Origin of the sequence: Anabaena sp. CCY 9402-a, from assembly GCF_963920945.1 — a bacterium.
Lineage (GTDB): Bacteria > Cyanobacteriota > Cyanobacteriia > Cyanobacteriales > Nostocaceae > Trichormus > Trichormus minutissimus.
Map to the genome: position 1 here is coordinate 72,083 of NZ_CAWUDL010000008.1, position 16,349 is coordinate 88,431.

Genomic DNA, 16,349 nt, shown 5'->3' on the forward strand with positions numbered 1-16,349 from the left:
AATATTGAGCTAGTTGGAATAAGAAAAAGATGGTGCGTTCACAAAGTAACGCACCCTACAAATATTGGATCATTTAAACAATTGACAACACCCAATCTCGTAGAATTGGGTTTACCTGATCTGGTACTTCATCATGGGGACAATGACCAGCCTTGAGAAAATATTCTGTTAACTCATGATAATATAGGCGGAATTTTTGAGAACGTTCTCTAGCATTCATCCAAGGATCAGCTTCTCCCCAAAGTAGCAATAAAGGGCAAGTTAATTGTTTTAATAAGACATCAACTTTTTCGCCTTGAGGAGTGCTGAAAACTGAGACGAACACATCCAAAGCACCAGGATCGTAAGCAGGACGCGCAATTTCTGCTACTAATTGATCTGTGATTGCTGTTTTATCAAAATAAACTTTTTCTAAGGTTCGGCGAATTACCCAATTTTGTCGCAAGTATTGAAATAGTAAAAACTGGGCTAGAGGTTGTTGAAAAATCCATTTAACACTAGTACCCAAAAGTTTTTGTAAGGGAGATGGTTGTTTAGGTGGTTGAATGTGTGATTGTAAAGCTTCTGGTTCAGATGTAGATGGAGTGACGCTAAAGGGGCCAGCACTGTTAAGTAAGACTACACCAGCTACGCTGTCAGGATATTGAGCCGCTACACACAAGCAAGCATAACCGCCAAGGGAGTTACCTGCTAGTATTGCCTTTTGACCTATCACTTCACTAATAAAATAATGGAGTTGGTCGCCCCACAAGTCGCCGCCATACTCTAATTTTGCTTTGGCTGAACGTCCAAATCCCAACAGGTCGATCGCAAATACTTCAAAATCAGGATACAGACCTGTGATATTCTTACGCCAGTGGTCTGTTGAAGCACCAAAACCATGCACCAAAAGCAATGGCGGACGCTGCGGTTGTTTTTCTCCCGCACGGACGTAGTAAATTTGATGCCCTCGCCACTGCCAATATTGTCCAGGAATAGGAGTTGTAGAAGGGGCGGTTGTTACCTGCATATTTTGAATAAATGTTAAGTAGATGTTAATAATTGTAAAGCAGGTGCAGGGGAAGAGGACAGGTGATAAGGGAGACAAGGGAGAAAGACTAATAACTATGATTACAGGAAAAACTAAGTTACTAGGTGTGATTGGGTATCCGGTGGGACATTCGCTGTCACCAGTGATGCACAATGCAGCGATCGCTCATTTGGCGTTAGATTATGTGTATCTTCCGTTACCTATCGAACCACAAAATTTAGAAGTGGCGATCGCAGGTTTGGCGGCTGTGGATGTTGTCGGTTTTAGTGTGACAATTCCCCATAAACAAGCAATTATCCCGCTACTCTCAGAAATTACACCCCTGGCTCAAGCTATAGGTGCAGTGAATACCGTGAGCCGTAAAAACAACCAATGGGAGGGTACAAACACGGATATAGTAGGATTTATTCATCCTTTGCAAACTACCTATAAACAGGATTGGAGTCAGAAAATCGCTGTCATTTTAGGGAATGGTGGCGCGGCTAGGGCGGTTGTTGCAGGTTGTCACCAGCTAGGTTTTGCGGAAATTCATGTAGTGGGGCGGAATTTAGAGAAATTAAAAGATTTCCAACAGAGTTGGGAAGATTCACCCATTGGGGACACTTTACAAGTTCATACATGGGATAAATTAACACAGTTGATTCCCCAAGCTGACCTACTGGTAAATACAACCCCTATTGGGATGTATCCCAATGTGGATGATTCGCCTGTAAGTGTAGATGAAATGACGAATCTACAATTGGGTGCAATCGCCTATGATTTGATTTATATCCCCCAACCGACCAAATTTCTCCAATACGCACAACAACAAGGTGCGATAGCCATTGATGGCTTAGAAATGTTAGTCCAGCAAGGTGTTGCAGCCTTAAAAATCTGGTTGCAGCAAGACAATATACCTGTAGATGTCATGCGTCAAGCTTTGAGACAACATTTAGGCTTAGAAAATAGGTGTTAAAGAACAGAAAATTGTTTGTAGTGGTTCTTTAATTACGAATTACTAGAATCAATCTTTTCTAAAATAATTTTAATAGCATTTATGATTAACTCAGGTTGATCAATCCAAACAAAATGACCACTTTTATGAGCATCAAGTTGTACACAATTTGTAGATAAACTAATTATTTGCTTGTGCATTTGCTCTCGTAAATGATTAGCTGCTTTTATAGGTAAAAGCACAGTCCAAAGGGATGTTTGAAAAAAAGTATTGGCTTTAATACTAACTATAGGTAAGGCTTCAAACTGACTAATTAACTGAAGTTGGCGACTGCTATTATCAAGGTTTAAGAGTTCGCGACTCATGGTAATCCAGTGTTTAGGGCGACAGAAAGAACGCTTAATTGGGTTGAGTGCTGCTTGAGGAAATTTAATTAATTCTCGCTTAATAATTTCAAAAGTACCAATCACTTTAAGTAATCTGATAATGCCAAGCATTGATCCTAAAATTGACATGAAGAAGCCAGAAACAAAAAATAGTTTCAAAGCTTGTAAATAGATGGACATTTTCAGCATTCCTGTTTCATGGAGTCCATCAGTAAGTACCATTCCGATTACTTTTTCGGGAAAATAATGGGCATATAACCGGACGTTATAACTACCAAAGGAATTACCTACAAGAATATAAGGTGGCTCAATTCCTGCTTGTGTGAGGAGAGTATCTAATTCTGTAACAATTTGCTGACTGGTGCGTGGATGAGGACTATGATCACTCCAACCATACCCAGCACGATCATATATACAAACTCGTGATAGCTGGGCTATTTCTTGCACAAGTAAATAACCTTCCATTCCGCCTAAACTGTGTTCTAAGACCACAGTGGGGTTAGACTTTCCCGCCGTGTAAAAGTGTAAGCGATACCCACCCACATCAATTAGTTGTCCTGGTGGTGGTTGTCGATTTTCTCTTAAACTTGCGATCGCCTGATAAAAAGTTGTAGCTAATAGTACGATAATTTCGATAGGGGATGGCATTCTATATGGTTGGCGTAAAATTCTAGAATAGCCGTCAATTAGCCAAACCGTTGCTTTTGTAGTTGGTACTGTCGCCATTTTTCTTGCTGACGCACTCTTTTCTCTGGGGTGAGATGATCAAAACAGTAGGGACAGGACATACCTAACTCATATTTGGGTGAGGCTTTATCTTCTTCAGCTAGGGGATGTCCACAACAGAAGCATAATTCATGACTTCCTGTTTCTAACCCATGACCTACGGCTATGCGTTCATCAAAAACAAAACATTCCCCTTCCCATAGACTTTGTTCTGGGGGAATTTCTGCTAAATATTTGAGAATGCCGCCTTTGAGGTGATAAACTTCCGTAAAACCTTGGGAAAGCATAAAAGCAGAGGCTTTTTCGCAGCGAATTCCCCCAGTGCAGAACATGGCTACTTTTTTGTGTTGATGAGGGTCAAGGTTTTGACTGACATATTCGGGAAACTCGCGGAAGGAATCGGTTTGCGGATTTTGCGCCCTTTTAAAAGTACCGATATGCACCTCGTAATCGTTGCGGGTATCAATCACGGTGACATCTGGGTCGGCAATTAAATCATTCCATTCCTGGGGGGTGACGTAAATACCTACCTGTTGATTCGGGTCAACTTCCGGTACACCCAAAGTCACAATTTCTTTTTTCAAACGCACCTTCATTTTTTCAAAAGGAGGGTTTTCAGCCGTAGATTCCTTGTGTTCTAAGTCTGTGAAGCGAGGATCAGAACGCAGATGGCTAATAACTGAGTCTATTGCTGGACGCGAACCTGCGATCGTACCGTTGATTCCTTCTTTGGCTAAAAGAATCGTTCCCTTAATGCCTTGTGCTAAACAGTAAGACAATAAGGGTTCTTGCATCTCGGTAAAATCCGGTAAACTCACGAATTTATAAAACGCGGCAACAATTTGGGTATTTTCTTGGTTCATCCCTTTGGTAAAATTACAACTTTCTGGTATACTTATCTAAGTGAAATAAAATTACTCATATTTTTATTTTACGGGGGTTTAGCTCAGTTGGTAGAGCGCCTGCTTTGCAAGCAGGATGTCAGCGGTTCGAGTCCGCTAACCTCCATACTATTCATTCATTTAAGTTTGTAGTAAGGACTTTAGTCCTTAAATAGAAAAGCACTAAAGTGCTTACTACAAACCTATCAAAATTAATGTACTACTTAGAACGCTGAAATACTACTGACAGATTATTGGCTGGCATTTGGTAAGTTGCTTGTAAACTGAGATTTTCTTTACTAGCTACTGTTACCACATCTTCTAAGTTGCGTATACCCCATTCTGGATTTTGAGCGCGTAAAGATTCATCAAAAGCCTCGTTACTGGGTGCGGTATGTTCTCCGCCTTGTTTATAGGGGCCATATAAATAGAGAATACCGCCTGGGGGTAAAATGCGACCAGCACCCGCCATCAGTCCCAAACAGGCTGACCAAGGGGAAATGTGAATCATATTAATATTTACAATAGCAACTATGGGGGAGTAATTACTGTCTTGGTCTTTTTCTACTGGCCAAATTGGTTGTGCAGCATCCAGTTCTAGAGGGGGATAGAGATTATCGCTGGGGAAATGTTCTGCCCAAGTTGCGATACTAGCCCGTAATTCGGGATTAGGATCAGAAGGTAGCCATTGACGGGGAGTGAGGCGGGGGGCAAAAAATATGGAGTGTTCGCCAGTACCGCTTGCTATTTCCAAGATAGTGCCAGTGGTGGGTAAGACTTGCAAAAGCAGTTCTAGAATGGGTTCACGATTGCGCTGTGTAGCTGGGGCGTATTTTCGTGCGTCTTCTTTTGGTATATTCATTTGACTGTGTAGCCTGCCTTGGATATTCATCTCATAATTAAGCTAACAGCGATCGCCTAGTAACATCTCGATTACTTCACGCAGATTCATCTGTAACTCGTCTAAAGTTTCAGCTTGAGAATGCGCTCCAGGAAACCCAGGAACGTAGCCCACATATAAACCAGTTTCCATGTCTTTCTCAACAACCGCAGTAAAGGTTTTCATAATGGCTTAAGTAGAACAACTTGAAAAAGCAAAACTATGTTAAGTAATGTAAAAAAATAGGATTGAGTTCGTAGTAAGGACTTTAGTCCTTATTTTAGGACTAAAGTCCTTACTACAAACCTTTAATTATTTACGCCGTTCTGCTTAGAACTTATTGATTTGTTAAGCGTTGCTCACCCACTCCAGGGAAGATTTACCCTTGTAATTCGAGGCTACCATGCTCCTGCTGATTCCAGTGTAGTCGCTCTGGGATATTCATCTGATAATTAGACTAACAGCGATCGCCCGCGTATATTATATTAATTCGTCTTGAGGTGAAGCTATGACTCAAGCCTTACGCCAGTTAGTGACATTTGATGAGTTCGTTGCTTGGTATCCAGACAACTCACAGCGACGTTATGAGTTGCATGATGGAATAATTATTGAAATGCCGCAACCCACAGGCGACCATGAAGAAGAGATTGGATTTTTGGCTACACAATTGACCTTAGAGTACAGTCGCCTTCATCTTCCTTACTTCATTCCCAAAACTGCATTAATTAAACCATTAGAAAATGAATCGGCATATTCGCCAGATGTGGTGATATTGAATCGCCCCAACTTAGTTAACGAACCTCTATGGAAAAAAACATCAACAGTTAGCCAAGCCGCATCAGTTCCGTTAGTTATTGAAGTGGTGAGTAGCAACTGGCGAGATGATTATGTCAAAAAGGCTAGTGATTATGAAGTGATAGGAATTCCAGAATATTGGATTGTTGACTATTTAGGATTGGGTGCGAGGCGATTTATTGGCAACCCCAAACAACCCACGATCTCAATCTACACTTTAGTAGAAGGCGAGTATCAAGTCAATCAATTTAGAGATCAGGACTTTCTCATCTCACCGACGTTCCCAGAACTAAAATTAACCGCCGCACAAATTTTTCAAGTTGGTCAATAGTTCTCCCTTGTCTTCCCAGTCAACAGTCAACACTTCCCGGAGATTCCTTTGCCTAAATTTATTACATCTGTCCAACCGCCGCTAAAATTTATCCCTCACCGGTTTAATCCGCTTATCCTGCGAATTTTTCACGGATTTTTACCGATTATCTTACGGTTTCGGACTCGTCCTTGGCTACCGGCGGGAATTGTCCGGGTGGAAGTGAAAAATGCTGAGGTATTGGCAGAACTCTATGCACAATTCCAAACTGGTAAAATTCGTCTGTTGATGGCATTTCGTCACCCAGAGGTAGAAGATCCCCTGTGTGTGCTGTATATGTTGTCGCGTCTTGTACCACAGGCGGCACATCAGCAAGGAATCAAGCTACAATACCCAATTCACAGCCATTTTCTCTATGACCGAGGGATGACTATCTGGGCTGGGAATTGGTTAGGGTGGTTGTTTTCGCGGTTGGGTGGTGTGGCGGTGCGTCGTGGACGGCGATTGGATAAGCAGGCGATTCAAACCGCACGCAATTTATTTGCAAATGGCGAATTACCGATCGCCATTGCCCCGGAAGGTGGTAACAATGGTCATAGTGGCATTGTCAGCAACTTAGAACCTGGTGTGGCACAAATGGGGTTTTGGTGCGTGGAAGATTTGCACAAGGCTCACCGTACTGAAACTGTGATAATTGTGCCGATTTCGATTCAATATCACTATATTCAGCCACCTTGGTTAAAACTAGATCAGTTATTAAGTAAGTTAGAAGCTGATAGTGGTTTACCAGACAAGTCTATTGGTGATGAGGTAAATCAGCCGGAAATTTACCGTCAGCGTATTTGTCGGTTGGGTGAATATCTGATTACGGAGATGGAAGAGTTTTATCGCCGCTTTTATCATCAAGATATCCCGAAAGCGAGCGTATCTGAAGCCTCGAATACACCAAATGAGGTGTTAATAAATAGACTACATTACTTATTAGAGAAAGCTTTACAAGTTTCCGAGCAATATTTCGGTCTGCAACCCCAAGGTAATTTTATTGACCGTTGTCGCCGTTTGGAAGAAGCTAGTTGGAATCTGATTTATCGGGACGATTTGCCAGATATAAATACTTTACCACCTTTCAAACGGGGACTCGCTGATTGGGTAGCCCAAGAAGCAGACTTAAGGGTACAGCATATGCGCCTGGTAGAAACTTTTGTGGCGGTTCAAGCTAATTATCTGCAAGAACAGCCGACTGCTGACAGATTGGCAGAGACAGCTTTACTGATGTTTGATATGTTATCTCGAATCCAATCATCTACATTACCAGGGCGATCGCGTTTAGGTTTGCGACAAGCAACACTGAAAGTAGGTGAACCCATTTCTGTAACTCAACGCTGGGAAAAAGTGCAGCATGACCGTCAAGCAGCTAAACGTGCTGTTAGTGATTTGACGCAGGATTTGCAGTTGGCGTTAGAACATTTGATTCGGGACTGATGACAGTGAGAACAAAAAAGTGTTTTTTTACCACAGAGGCACAGAGACACAAAGAAGAGAATATTGAGCTTTTATTAATAAAAAATCAAGGATTTGCGACAGTTTTTAGTTGTGTAGGTTTGTGAAGACTACGGAAGTATAGACTACCTACTGTTAGCCAAAACAGCAGATAACCGATCGCCTGCACGAGATACAGTTTTTGGGTGTAGCCAAATAAGGTTTTGAGCAAAATTCCTGGAAACTGTCTATCAGGTAAGATTTCTGATAAATCCCACATGAGGGGGCCGAGAAGACAAGAGGTGTTTTCTAGTCCACAAGTATTAGATATTGAGGGGTTGATGTGGTTAAAGGCGATCGCAGCTGCATCTAGATGACGGAAAGCTGAAATCACTAATCCAGAGACAATCAACAGCAGCAATACACCCATTGCTTGGAAAAATTGCCTTAAATTAATACGGATGCTCCATTTAAAGAGCAGCATACCAATGACAGCTGCCATAATTAGTCCAGCGATCGCACCCAGTACAGGTGTCCAGCCTTCTTGAAACTTAGCGACGATAAACACAGCTGTCTCTAAGCCTTCCCGAAATACAGCGATAAAAATGAGGCTGAAAATTGCCCAAGCTGCTTTGCTATCTTGACCTAATGCACTTTTAACAGAGCCTTCGATTTCTGCTTTGAGAAACCTTGCTTGTTTAGTCATCCAGATGAGCATCCAACTGAGCATAGCGATCGCAATTACACCCAGTCCCATCTCAAATAATTGTTTGAAAACAGGTGCATATATATTCTCAGATGTCTGTAATCCTTGGATACCTAAATTTAGTAATAAACCAACCACAAAACTAGCTATAGCGGCGGTAAAAATTCCTAAATATACCCAACGATGCAATTTTTGTTGTTCGGCTTGTTGTAAACAGGCGAAGACAATACCGACAACTAAAGCAGCTTCTACACCTTCTCTGAGGGTAATCAAAAAAGTTGGTAATGCAGCACTCCAATCCATATTCTTAAATGCTTTCTGTAGGGGATACTTCTACGGTTTTAATAGCCGCAGATTCTTTATCTTTAACAGATTTTTCCTGGTGTGAGCGATGCTTTGATTTTTTGGATTTATGTCCGTGCGGTTTTTCGGGGTTAGCAGCTATCTTTTCTTTGGCGATAGGTTCAGAATCTGCTACTGGTTCAGTCTCGGTTGTCGTCAATTCTTCCTTACTGGCTACTGGTTCAGTCTCAGTTGTCGTCGATTCTTCCTTACTGGCGTGATGTTTTGACTTCTCAGGCTTATGTTTGTTACCTTTCGTCTCTGAAGGTTTCGCTAAAGCTGCGGCTGGTAATAAGAGTGTAGCAGCGATGATTGCTGTCACTTGCCCTAAAAAAAATCTCCGGTAGATAGCTTGATAACCCTGCTGTTTCTACATACCAAGAGTTTGACAGATAAACATAACAGAAAAATAACAACACGAAGGCTTATGTTGCTAGTAACTGCCGATTTTGTCATAAAACAGTTCAATTTGAAAGGACGAAGGAAACTCTGGCATAGTTGGCAAACTATCCGTTTTTATCGAAAATTTGGGTTTAAAACCCCGTTTTTACTTTTGCGAAAGTATAGTGTAACAAATTATAAATTACAAATTTTCCGTAATCGCTTAACATTGAGCAGTATTTATTTACTATTCGCATATCTTCATACCAGTGAATGCTGCTTACCATCACCACGACTTACTCCCCAGCTACGGAGTTAGGCTACTTACTACATAAACACCCAGATCGTTGTCAGTCCTTTGCTCTCAGTTTTGGACAAGCGCACGTTTTTTACCCGGAAGCAAACGATGATCGCTGTACAGTCGCGCTGTTGTTGGATGTTGACCCGGTAAAATTGGTACGGGGAAGGAGTAAAAGCCTAGAACAATATGTGAACGATCGCCCTTATGTGGCATCATCTTTTATGAGTGTAGCGATCGCACAAGTTTTCAGCACGGCTTTGGGTGGACGCAGTAAAGATAAGCCAGAATTAGCTCAAACTCCTCTACCTCTAGTGGCGAAACTATCTGTATTACCCTGTCGTGGTGGTGAAGGTTTCCTCCGGCAATTATTTGAGCCGTTGGGTTACACTGTGAAAGCCACAGGTCATGTTTTAGATGCAAAATTCCCAGAGTGGGGAGAGAGTAAATATTTCACTGTCGAATTGCAAAACACCATCACTGTTAGCGATTTGTTAAGTCATCTCTATGTTTTAATTCCCGTACTTGATGACGACAAACACTACTGGGTAAACGATGAAGAAATTGACAAGTTACTACGTCATGGTGAGGGTTGGTTATCGCAACATCCAGCCAAAGAACAAATTACTCGCCGTTACCTCAAACGCCAGCACCGTCTGACGCGTCAAGCTTTAGCGCAGTTGGTAGAGGAAGATAATCCTGACCCTGATAGTACAGAAGAAACTCACGCTGAGGAAGAAGCGGCGGTAGAAAAGCCCATTAGCTTAAATCAGCAGCGCATGAATGCGGTGAGTGAGGCTTTAAAAACAAGTAATGCTAGGCGCGTGATTGATTTAGGTTGTGGTCAAGGAAATTTATTAAAAATGCTCATGAAAGATAGCTTTTTTGAGCAAGTTACAGGTGTAGATGTTTCCTATAGGTCGTTAGAAATTGCTCAAGAAAGATTAGACCGCTTACATCTTCCTCGTAATCAATGGGAACGATTACAACTCATTCAGAGTGCGCTGACTTATCAAGATAAACGCTTTTGTAGTTACGATGCGGCTACTGTAATTGAGGTGATAGAGCATTTAGATTTACCGCGTTTAGGGTCATTTGAGCGGGTTTTGTTTGAGTTTGCTAAACCAAAAACAGTAATAGTAACAACACCGAATATTGAATATAACGTTAAATTTGAAAATCTGCCGGCGGGGAAACTACGACATAAAGACCACCGTTTTGAATGGACGCGATCGCAATTTCAAGCTTGGGCAAATAAAATTACAGAAAAATTTAGTTACGCTGTAAAATTTCAATCTATTGGGGAGGAAGATTCAGCAGTCGGTTCACCTACGCAAATGGCACTGTTTAGCCTGAATAATTAACCTCAGATGTTCAAAATCATGCCTTCTGATTGGTGTCATTGACCAATTGTTTGACTAAATTAAATATTAAAAGTGATATGTTGCTGACTTTATTTAGATTAGTCAATTCAAATCACAAAACTTTTTCAGAAAGTGTTGCTAAAGTTTGAGCCAAAGTTATTCAGAAAAAACTATGAATGAACCTAACTTTTCTCGAAAACAAGACCTAGAAGCACAACGTAGCGAGATTTTACAACAGCTAGAAGAGTGGCTAGAAATCCCAATGTTAATTCTGGCATTTACTTGGTTAGCACTTTTTATAATTGAACTGATTTGGGGTTTAAATCCTCTACTGGATGTGATTGGTATCACTATTTGGATAATTTTTATTCTAGATTTTGCCGTGAAACTAGTCTTTGCTTCACGTAAACTTTCTTATATCAAAAGCAATTGGTTAACCGCTATCTCTTTGATGATACCCGCCTTGCGTACCTTTCGCATTGTAACAGTAGTGCGATCGCTAGCATCAGTCAGAGCCATCAGAGGATTACAACTGTTACGAGTGATGACGCGCACGAATAGAGGAATGCGGGCTTTAGGCGCAACTGTTCAGCGTCGAGGTTTTGGTTATGTACTATCACTAACAGCCATTGTCACCTTAGTAGGCGCAGCTGGAATGTATACGTTTGAAAGTGATTTACCCAATGAATCTGGGTTGAATAACTATGCTAATGCGCTGTGGTGGACAGCAATGCTCATCACCACAATGGGTTCTGAATATTGGCCTAAAACCCCTGAAGGTAGATTGCTGTGCTTTTTCTTAGCAGTATATGCGTTCGCTGTGTTTGGCTACGTCACCGCAACCCTTGCAACCTTCTTTATAGGTCAAGACGCAGATGATGATGAAGCAGAATTAGCAGGTGCAAAATCGATTACCGCACTTCAAGCGGAAATAGCAGCCTTGAGAGCTGATATTCAAGCATTATTGCAGCAAAATTCCAACCCGGAAAAAGATTGCAGAGATTAAAAAAGATAACTCTTTACACCTCTGTGCCTCTGCGCCTCTGCGTGAATAAATTACCTACCAACTCAACAACGCCCAATCACATAAATGAACATCACCATCCCCGAATTATCCTTAGTTGTCCTCATTGGTGCATCCGGTGCAGGTAAATCAACCTTTGCTCGTAAACACTTTCAACCCTTTGAAGTCTTATCCTCAGATTTTTGTCGGGGGTTAGTTTCTAATGATGAAAATAGCCAACCTGCTTCCGGGGATGCTTTTGATGTTCTGCACTACATCGCAGCCAAGCGACTCGCAGCAGGTAAACTAACGGTGATAGATGCTACCAACGTACAGCCAGAAGACCGCAAAAACTTGCTGCAAATGGCAAAACAGTATCATTGCTTTGCAGTTGCCATAGTTTTTGACTTACCAGAAGAATTATGTCATGAAAGAAATCAGCAAAGGAGCAATCGCAATTTCGGCTATCATGTCGTGCGTCGTCACACTCAAATGTTACGGCGTTCCCTGCACGGTTTAGAAAAGGAAGGTTTCCGCTACGTCTACACCCTCAAGTCTGTTGAGGAAATCACATCTGTAGAAATTGAACGTCAACCCCTCTGGAACAATAAAAAACATGAACACGGCCCCTTTGATATCATCGGTGACATTCACGGCTGCTGTGATGAATTAGAGGTGTTACTGCAACAGTTAGGCTACGTGAGAGAAGAGGGGAATCAGGAAGAAGTTTCTACATTGTCGCCCTCATCTCTCTGGAACTCTCCCACCTACTACCACCCAGAAGGGCGTAAAGTTGTGTTTCTTGGTGATTTAGTAGACCGTGGCCCCCGCATTCTAGATACAGTCAAGCTAGTGCGAAATATGGTTGCTGCTGGGACAGCTTTTTGTGTTTGTGGTAATCATGAACACAAGTTTTTGCGGAAATTGCGGGGTAAAAATGTCCGGATAACTCATGGTTTACAGCAAAGCATTGATGAAATGGAAGCTTTACCGGATGCAGTGCGTAAACCTTACAGCCAAGAACTCGCAGAATTTTTAGACTCCCTCATTAGTCATTATGTGCTAGATGATGGACGCTTAGTAGTGGCTCACGCAGGGTTGAAAGCGGAAATGCAAGGACGTGGTTCTGGTGCGGTGCGAGAGTTTGCTATGTATGGTGAAACTACAGGTGAGATTGATGAGTTTGGTTTACCTGTACGTTACAACTGGGCGGGAGATTATCGAGGTGAGGCGTTGGTTGTCTACGGACATACCCCTGTACCGGAAGCGGAATGGTTGAATAACACTATCGATATTGATACAGGTTGTGTGTATGGTGGTAAACTTACAGCCCTGCGTTATCCCGAAAAAGAACTGGTGAGTGTACCGGCGGCTCGTGTTTACCGCGAACCGGTTAAACCCTTGGGAGATAACAACATTACCCGTACAGCCCAACAAGAACTAGACGATGTCCTCAATATTGAGGATGTTTTGGGTAAGCGCATTATCAACACCAAACTCCAGCCAAATATTACCATTCGAGCAGAAAATGCGATCGCCGCTTTAGAAATTATGAGTCGGTTTGCAGCTAACCCCAAATGGCTGATTTACCTACCTCCTACCATGTCCCCTGTTGAGACATCCTCAGCATCGGGATATCTGGAACACCCAACCCAAGCCTTCGCCTACTACCAAACCCAAGGAATTACAGAAGTAGTTTGTGAAGAAAAACACATGGGTTCACGGGCGGTTGTCGTGATTTGCCGCGATGTCGCCGCCGCCGAAACTAGATTTGGTGTAGTAGATGAAGGTATCGGGATTTGCTACACCCGCACAGGGAGACGCTTTTTTGATGACCCAGCATTAGAAGCGCAAGTCTTAACGCGGGTAAATGCGGCTCTGACTCAAAGCAACTTTTGGGAGCAATTTAATACAGACTGGGTATGTTTAGACTGTGAACTGATGCCTTGGTCAGCCAAGGCGCAAGCTTTGCTAAGAGGTCAATATGCACCCGTGGGAGTTTCATCAAACTTAGCTTTAAATGATGCTGTAACTCTATTAAAACAGGCAAGTGTGCGGGGTGTTGATGTCGCCACTCAACTGACTCACTACCAACAACGTGCTGAAATGGCGAGTCAATACGTCACCGCTTACCGTCGTTACTGCTGGAAAGTCAACGATATTGCCGACTTAAAACTTGCGCCCTTCCACATTCTAGCCACAGAGGGAACAGTCCACACCGACAAAAACCATCTTTGGCACATGGAACAAGTAGCCAAAATTGCTCACTCAGACCCCGCACTACTCCTAGCAACTGCATACAAAGTTATCGATTTAACCGACCCCAGCAGCCAAGCTGAGGGCGTACATTGGTGGTCAGAAATGACTCAAGCCGGCGGTGAGGGTATGGTAGTTAAACCTATGCAATTCATCGTCAAAGGTAGCCGGGGTATTGTACAACCTGCGGTGAAATGTCGTGGACAGGAATATCTGAGAATTATCTACGGCCCTGAATATTCAGCCCTAGAGAATTTGCAACGTCTGCGTCAACGGGGTTTATCCCTCAAGCGTTCCCTAGCCATGCGTGAATTTGCCTTGGGTGTAGAAGCCTTAGAGCGATTTGTTACCCAGACACCCTTACGCCGTGTACATGAATGCGTCTTTGGCATTCTCGCCTTAGAGAGCGAACCAATTGACCCACGACTATAAAATGTCAATCACACACTCTGTCCCTCTGTGCTAAAAAAATCACCTTTAAACACAGAGATAGAAAGACCTGACTTTTCACGGGATATGGAAAACTCCTCTTCAAAAACGCGGCTTCTCGCTAGAGTACCTCTCCCCTACAAAGAGCTACAGTGTACACACAAGTTGCTGCATCGACATTGCCAATGTATCGCCTGACATTGCTAATGTATTGCCTGACATTGGCAATGTATTGCCTGACATTGGCAATGTATTGCTTGACATTGTCAATGTATTGCTTGACATTGGCAATGTATTGCTTGACATTGCCAATGTATTGCTTGACATTGCTAATGTATCAACTAACTATCTTGTGTGTACACTGTAGCCTACAAAAAGAGAGGCTTTAACTTTTCCCCCTTCCCTACTAGGGAAGGGGGTTAGGGGGTTAGGTTTCGCATTAGCTTTTCCACATAACGTGAAAAATCAGGTAGAAAGACACACAAAAAAATTCATCCTGATTTCACTTTTATTTGCCAGACTAGATAGTTGAACTGCTAACTTATGCTGTAGATAAAACTAATGCGATTCCCCACTTGGAAAACAAGTTTTTTAGCTTTTAGCTTTGTAGTGCTAACAGCGTGTTCTTCAAACTCTCAAGCCCAAAATAAAAACTCCAATCCTATTGCTGATACTAGCCATAACCAGCACATGAATCATGGTGGCATGAATCACAACATGGCAATGGATTTAGGGCCAGCCGATGCTGACTATGATTTGCGATTCATTGATGCAATGATTCCCCACCATCAAGGGGCGTTAGATATGGCTAAGGAATTGCAACAAAAATCCACTCGCTCTGAACTCAAACAGCTAGCTCAAGCTATTATCAAAGCTCAGAACCAAGAAATTAGCCAGATGAAGCAGTGGCGAACAGCCTGGTATCCCAAAGCAGGAGATAAACCAATGGCTTATGATGCCAAAATGGGTCACATGATGGAAATGTCATCTGACCAAATTAAAGCCATGATGATGAGCATGGATTTAGGCGCAGCTGATGCAGAATTTGACCTCCGCTTTATCAATGCGATGATTCCCCATCATGAAGGAGCTGTCGTCATGGCTCAAGATGCTTTGAAAAAATCTCAGCGTCCTGAAATCAAAAATTTAGCTCAAGCCATTATCAAAGAGCAAAATACAGAGATTAATCAAATGAAAAATTGGCGTAAAACTTGGTATAAAAAGTAGACCTCATTTGATAACTTTGCTCAAGGCTTCTCAGTTACCGATTTAGGTTGTGTCTTCCGCAAAGAGAACATAGGCATCTCCTTGCGAGTCTTAACATTTTTTACCAAAACGCGATCGCATAACTAAGCCGCAACCCAATCCCGTAAATACACTCAAAAGAGTTAAGGGTTCGGGAACTTTTTGAAGTCTACCATTGCTTACTATTAATTGTGATTCACCACCACCATCAATGATATCGACGATACCAATACCAACCAAGAAATCACCAGCACTCCCAAAGGTATACTCGTAGTCTCCACTCAAAATATCATCTATATTCAAAGGATCGATTGAACCATTAATAGTCACAAAAGCTTTGTCAACAGTATCACTTCCGTCCTGAAGCTTCCAGTTAAAACTTAACTTATCACCAACTTTTATATTATCGAAGGTCGTCTTGATAGCTGAACCAAATGTAGCAGCATTAGCAAAAGGATCATCGAGATTAACTGGAGCAAGGCTATCGAGACTACCAGGAGTAATCTCCAAGAACTCTTCTAGAGATCCTGTACCACCACCAGTCAAAACTGTATCAAAAGTACCTGAATTAGCTTGAGCTTGATCTGGTGTTACCGGGTTAACATCACCAATTTTGTCCCAAGTAGTGAAATTAAGAGTGAAAGCATAACTAGGACTGGCCAGCAAACAATTACCAAAACTCAATAAACTAGCTGCGCCTGCGGTCAAAAGTGAATGTTTGAAACCAATAAACATAGGTGTAGTTAGTGGGTGAAAAAAGTTTTGCATTCAACAAATAGAAACTATGACATTTGGTTTGACCTGGCATTTTAGTCTCACCATTGGCGTGATCCAAAATTTTCTCTCTTAGATTATGCCAATCATGAGTTCGGTATTGAGAATACCAACACAGAGCCTTGTTTTC

General features: G+C 42.2%; 16 protein-coding genes and 1 tRNA gene. 8 read left to right on the plus strand and 9 right to left on the minus strand.

The genetic code is table 11. From position 1 onward, the window contains the following. Nucleotides 1–73: 73 nt before the first annotated feature. A complete protein-coding gene (locus tag ACM0OR_RS04890; protein ID WP_414575228.1) occupies nucleotides 74–1,009 on the minus strand; it encodes an alpha/beta fold hydrolase in 936 nt (311 codons plus the stop codon). A 97-nt stretch (nucleotides 1,010–1,106) separates the two neighbouring features. On the opposite strand from ACM0OR_RS04890, the gene ACM0OR_RS04895 reads away from it, so the two are divergent. Then, nucleotides 1,107–1,985, plus strand: a complete 879-nt coding sequence (locus ACM0OR_RS04895) for a shikimate dehydrogenase (protein ID WP_414575229.1) — start codon at nucleotides 1,107–1,109, stop codon at nucleotides 1,983–1,985. Nucleotides 1,986–2,017: 32 nt separating this feature from the next. Here ACM0OR_RS04895 and ACM0OR_RS04900 read toward each other — a convergent pair whose 3' ends face one another. Continuing rightward, on the minus strand, nucleotides 2,018–2,998 hold the full coding sequence (locus ACM0OR_RS04900; protein ID WP_414575249.1) for an alpha/beta fold hydrolase: 981 nt from the start codon (nucleotides 2,996–2,998) through the stop codon (nucleotides 2,018–2,020). A gap of 38 nt (nucleotides 2,999–3,036) precedes the next feature. Next, the gene (locus ACM0OR_RS04905; RefSeq protein WP_414575231.1) at nucleotides 3,037–3,939 is read right to left on the minus strand and encodes a rhodanese-related sulfurtransferase; all 903 of its coding nucleotides are present in this window, start codon (nucleotides 3,937–3,939) and stop codon (nucleotides 3,037–3,039) included. A gap of 72 nt (nucleotides 3,940–4,011) precedes the next feature. Here ACM0OR_RS04905 and ACM0OR_RS04910 point away from each other — a divergent pair. Further along, nucleotides 4,012–4,084: transfer RNA gene (locus ACM0OR_RS04910), tRNA-Ala, on the plus strand. A 93-nt stretch (nucleotides 4,085–4,177) separates the two neighbouring features. On the opposite strand, the gene ACM0OR_RS04915 is transcribed toward ACM0OR_RS04910, so the two are convergent. Both ACM0OR_RS04915 and ACM0OR_RS04920 read right to left on the minus strand, forming a co-directional pair. Beyond that, nucleotides 4,178–4,819, minus strand: coding sequence for a class I SAM-dependent methyltransferase (locus ACM0OR_RS04915; protein WP_414575232.1), 642 nt, complete (start codon nucleotides 4,817–4,819; stop codon nucleotides 4,178–4,180). A gap of 42 nt (nucleotides 4,820–4,861) precedes the next feature. Beyond that, nucleotides 4,862–5,023, minus strand: coding sequence for a type II toxin-antitoxin system HicB family antitoxin (locus ACM0OR_RS04920; protein WP_414575233.1), 162 nt, complete (start codon nucleotides 5,021–5,023; stop codon nucleotides 4,862–4,864). Nucleotides 5,024–5,345: 322 nt separating this feature from the next. On the opposite strand from ACM0OR_RS04920, the gene ACM0OR_RS04925 reads away from it, so the two are divergent. Beyond that, nucleotides 5,346–5,963, plus strand: a complete 618-nt coding sequence (locus tag ACM0OR_RS04925; RefSeq protein ID WP_414575234.1) for a Uma2 family endonuclease — start codon at nucleotides 5,346–5,348, stop codon at nucleotides 5,961–5,963. A 48-nt stretch (nucleotides 5,964–6,011) separates the two neighbouring features. Next, entirely contained in the window at nucleotides 6,012–7,424 is a 1,413-nt protein-coding gene (locus ACM0OR_RS04930) for a 1-acyl-sn-glycerol-3-phosphate acyltransferase (protein WP_414575235.1), read from the plus strand. A gap of 85 nt (nucleotides 7,425–7,509) precedes the next feature. Here ACM0OR_RS04930 and ACM0OR_RS04935 read toward each other — a convergent pair whose 3' ends face one another. Both ACM0OR_RS04935 and ACM0OR_RS04940 read right to left on the minus strand, forming a co-directional pair. Next, the gene (locus ACM0OR_RS04935) at nucleotides 7,510–8,430 is read right to left on the minus strand and encodes an FTR1 family iron permease (RefSeq protein ID WP_414575236.1); all 921 of its coding nucleotides are present in this window, start codon (nucleotides 8,428–8,430) and stop codon (nucleotides 7,510–7,512) included. A gap of 4 nt (nucleotides 8,431–8,434) precedes the next feature. After that, nucleotides 8,435–8,791 (minus strand): hypothetical protein, encoded by a 357-nt coding sequence (locus ACM0OR_RS04940; RefSeq protein ID WP_414575238.1) that lies wholly within the window; start codon nucleotides 8,789–8,791, stop codon nucleotides 8,435–8,437. Nucleotides 8,792–9,123: 332 nt separating this feature from the next. On the opposite strand from ACM0OR_RS04940, the gene ACM0OR_RS04945 reads away from it, so the two are divergent. The 3 genes from ACM0OR_RS04945 to ACM0OR_RS04955 all read left to right on the plus strand — a co-directional run bounded on the left by ACM0OR_RS04945 (nucleotide 9,124) and on the right by ACM0OR_RS04955 (nucleotide 14,203). Continuing rightward, nucleotides 9,124–10,512 carry a 3' terminal RNA ribose 2'-O-methyltransferase Hen1 gene (locus tag ACM0OR_RS04945; RefSeq protein ID WP_414575239.1) on the plus strand — a complete coding sequence of 463 codons (1,389 nt, stop codon included), beginning with the start codon at nucleotides 9,124–9,126 and terminating at the stop codon, nucleotides 10,510–10,512. A gap of 172 nt (nucleotides 10,513–10,684) precedes the next feature. Continuing rightward, entirely contained in the window at nucleotides 10,685–11,518 is an 834-nt protein-coding gene (locus ACM0OR_RS04950; protein ID WP_414575240.1) for a potassium channel family protein, read from the plus strand. 84 nt (nucleotides 11,519–11,602) lie between these two features. After that, entirely contained in the window at nucleotides 11,603–14,203 is a 2,601-nt protein-coding gene (locus ACM0OR_RS04955; protein ID WP_414575241.1) for a polynucleotide kinase-phosphatase, read from the plus strand. Between the two features lie 144 nt (nucleotides 14,204–14,347). On the opposite strand, the gene ACM0OR_RS04960 is transcribed toward ACM0OR_RS04955, so the two are convergent. After that, the gene (locus tag ACM0OR_RS04960) at nucleotides 14,348–14,527 is read right to left on the minus strand and encodes a hypothetical protein (RefSeq protein WP_414575242.1); all 180 of its coding nucleotides are present in this window, start codon (nucleotides 14,525–14,527) and stop codon (nucleotides 14,348–14,350) included. 234 nt (nucleotides 14,528–14,761) lie between these two features. On the opposite strand from ACM0OR_RS04960, the gene ACM0OR_RS04965 reads away from it, so the two are divergent. After that, entirely contained in the window at nucleotides 14,762–15,427 is a 666-nt protein-coding gene (locus ACM0OR_RS04965; RefSeq protein WP_414575243.1) for a DUF305 domain-containing protein, read from the plus strand. 90 nt (nucleotides 15,428–15,517) lie between these two features. Here the strand turns inward: ACM0OR_RS04965 and ACM0OR_RS04970 are convergent, their stop codons facing one another. After that, on the minus strand, nucleotides 15,518–16,180 hold the full coding sequence (locus ACM0OR_RS04970) for a PEP-CTERM sorting domain-containing protein (protein ID WP_414575244.1): 663 nt from the start codon (nucleotides 16,178–16,180) through the stop codon (nucleotides 15,518–15,520). Nucleotides 16,181–16,349: the final 169 nt, after the last annotated feature.

Bases quoted from the DNA above. Each gene is read 5' to 3' on its own strand.
- ACM0OR_RS04955 (WP_414575241.1), top strand. From the start codon at position 11,603: ATGAACATCACCATCCCCGAATTATCCTTAGTTGTCCTCATTGGTGCA.
- ACM0OR_RS04965 (WP_414575243.1), top strand. From the start codon at position 14,762: ATGCGATTCCCCACTTGGAAAACAAGTTTTTTAGCTTTTAGCTTTGTA.
- ACM0OR_RS04890 (WP_414575228.1), bottom strand. From the start codon at position 1,009: ATGCAGGTAACAACCGCCCCTTCTACAACTCCTATTCCTGGACAATAT.
- ACM0OR_RS04950 (WP_414575240.1), top strand. From the start codon at position 10,685: ATGAATGAACCTAACTTTTCTCGAAAACAAGACCTAGAAGCACAACGT.
- ACM0OR_RS04925 (WP_414575234.1), top strand. From the start codon at position 5,346: ATGACTCAAGCCTTACGCCAGTTAGTGACATTTGATGAGTTCGTTGCT.
- ACM0OR_RS04905 (WP_414575231.1), bottom strand. From the start codon at position 3,939: ATGAACCAAGAAAATACCCAAATTGTTGCCGCGTTTTATAAATTCGTG.
- ACM0OR_RS04920 (WP_414575233.1), bottom strand. From the start codon at position 5,023: ATGAAAACCTTTACTGCGGTTGTTGAGAAAGACATGGAAACTGGTTTA.
- ACM0OR_RS04895 (WP_414575229.1), top strand. From the start codon at position 1,107: ATGATTACAGGAAAAACTAAGTTACTAGGTGTGATTGGGTATCCGGTG.
- ACM0OR_RS04960 (WP_414575242.1), bottom strand. From the start codon at position 14,527: ATGTCAAGCAATACATTGGCAATGTCAAGCAATACATTGCCAATGTCA.
- ACM0OR_RS04900 (WP_414575249.1), bottom strand. From the start codon at position 2,998: ATGCCATCCCCTATCGAAATTATCGTACTATTAGCTACAACTTTTTAT.
- ACM0OR_RS04945 (WP_414575239.1), top strand. From the start codon at position 9,124: ATGCTGCTTACCATCACCACGACTTACTCCCCAGCTACGGAGTTAGGC.
- ACM0OR_RS04935 (WP_414575236.1), bottom strand. From the start codon at position 8,430: ATGGATTGGAGTGCTGCATTACCAACTTTTTTGATTACCCTCAGAGAA.
- ACM0OR_RS04970 (WP_414575244.1), bottom strand. From the start codon at position 16,180: ATGTTTATTGGTTTCAAACATTCACTTTTGACCGCAGGCGCAGCTAGT.
- ACM0OR_RS04915 (WP_414575232.1), bottom strand. From the start codon at position 4,819: ATGAATATACCAAAAGAAGACGCACGAAAATACGCCCCAGCTACACAG.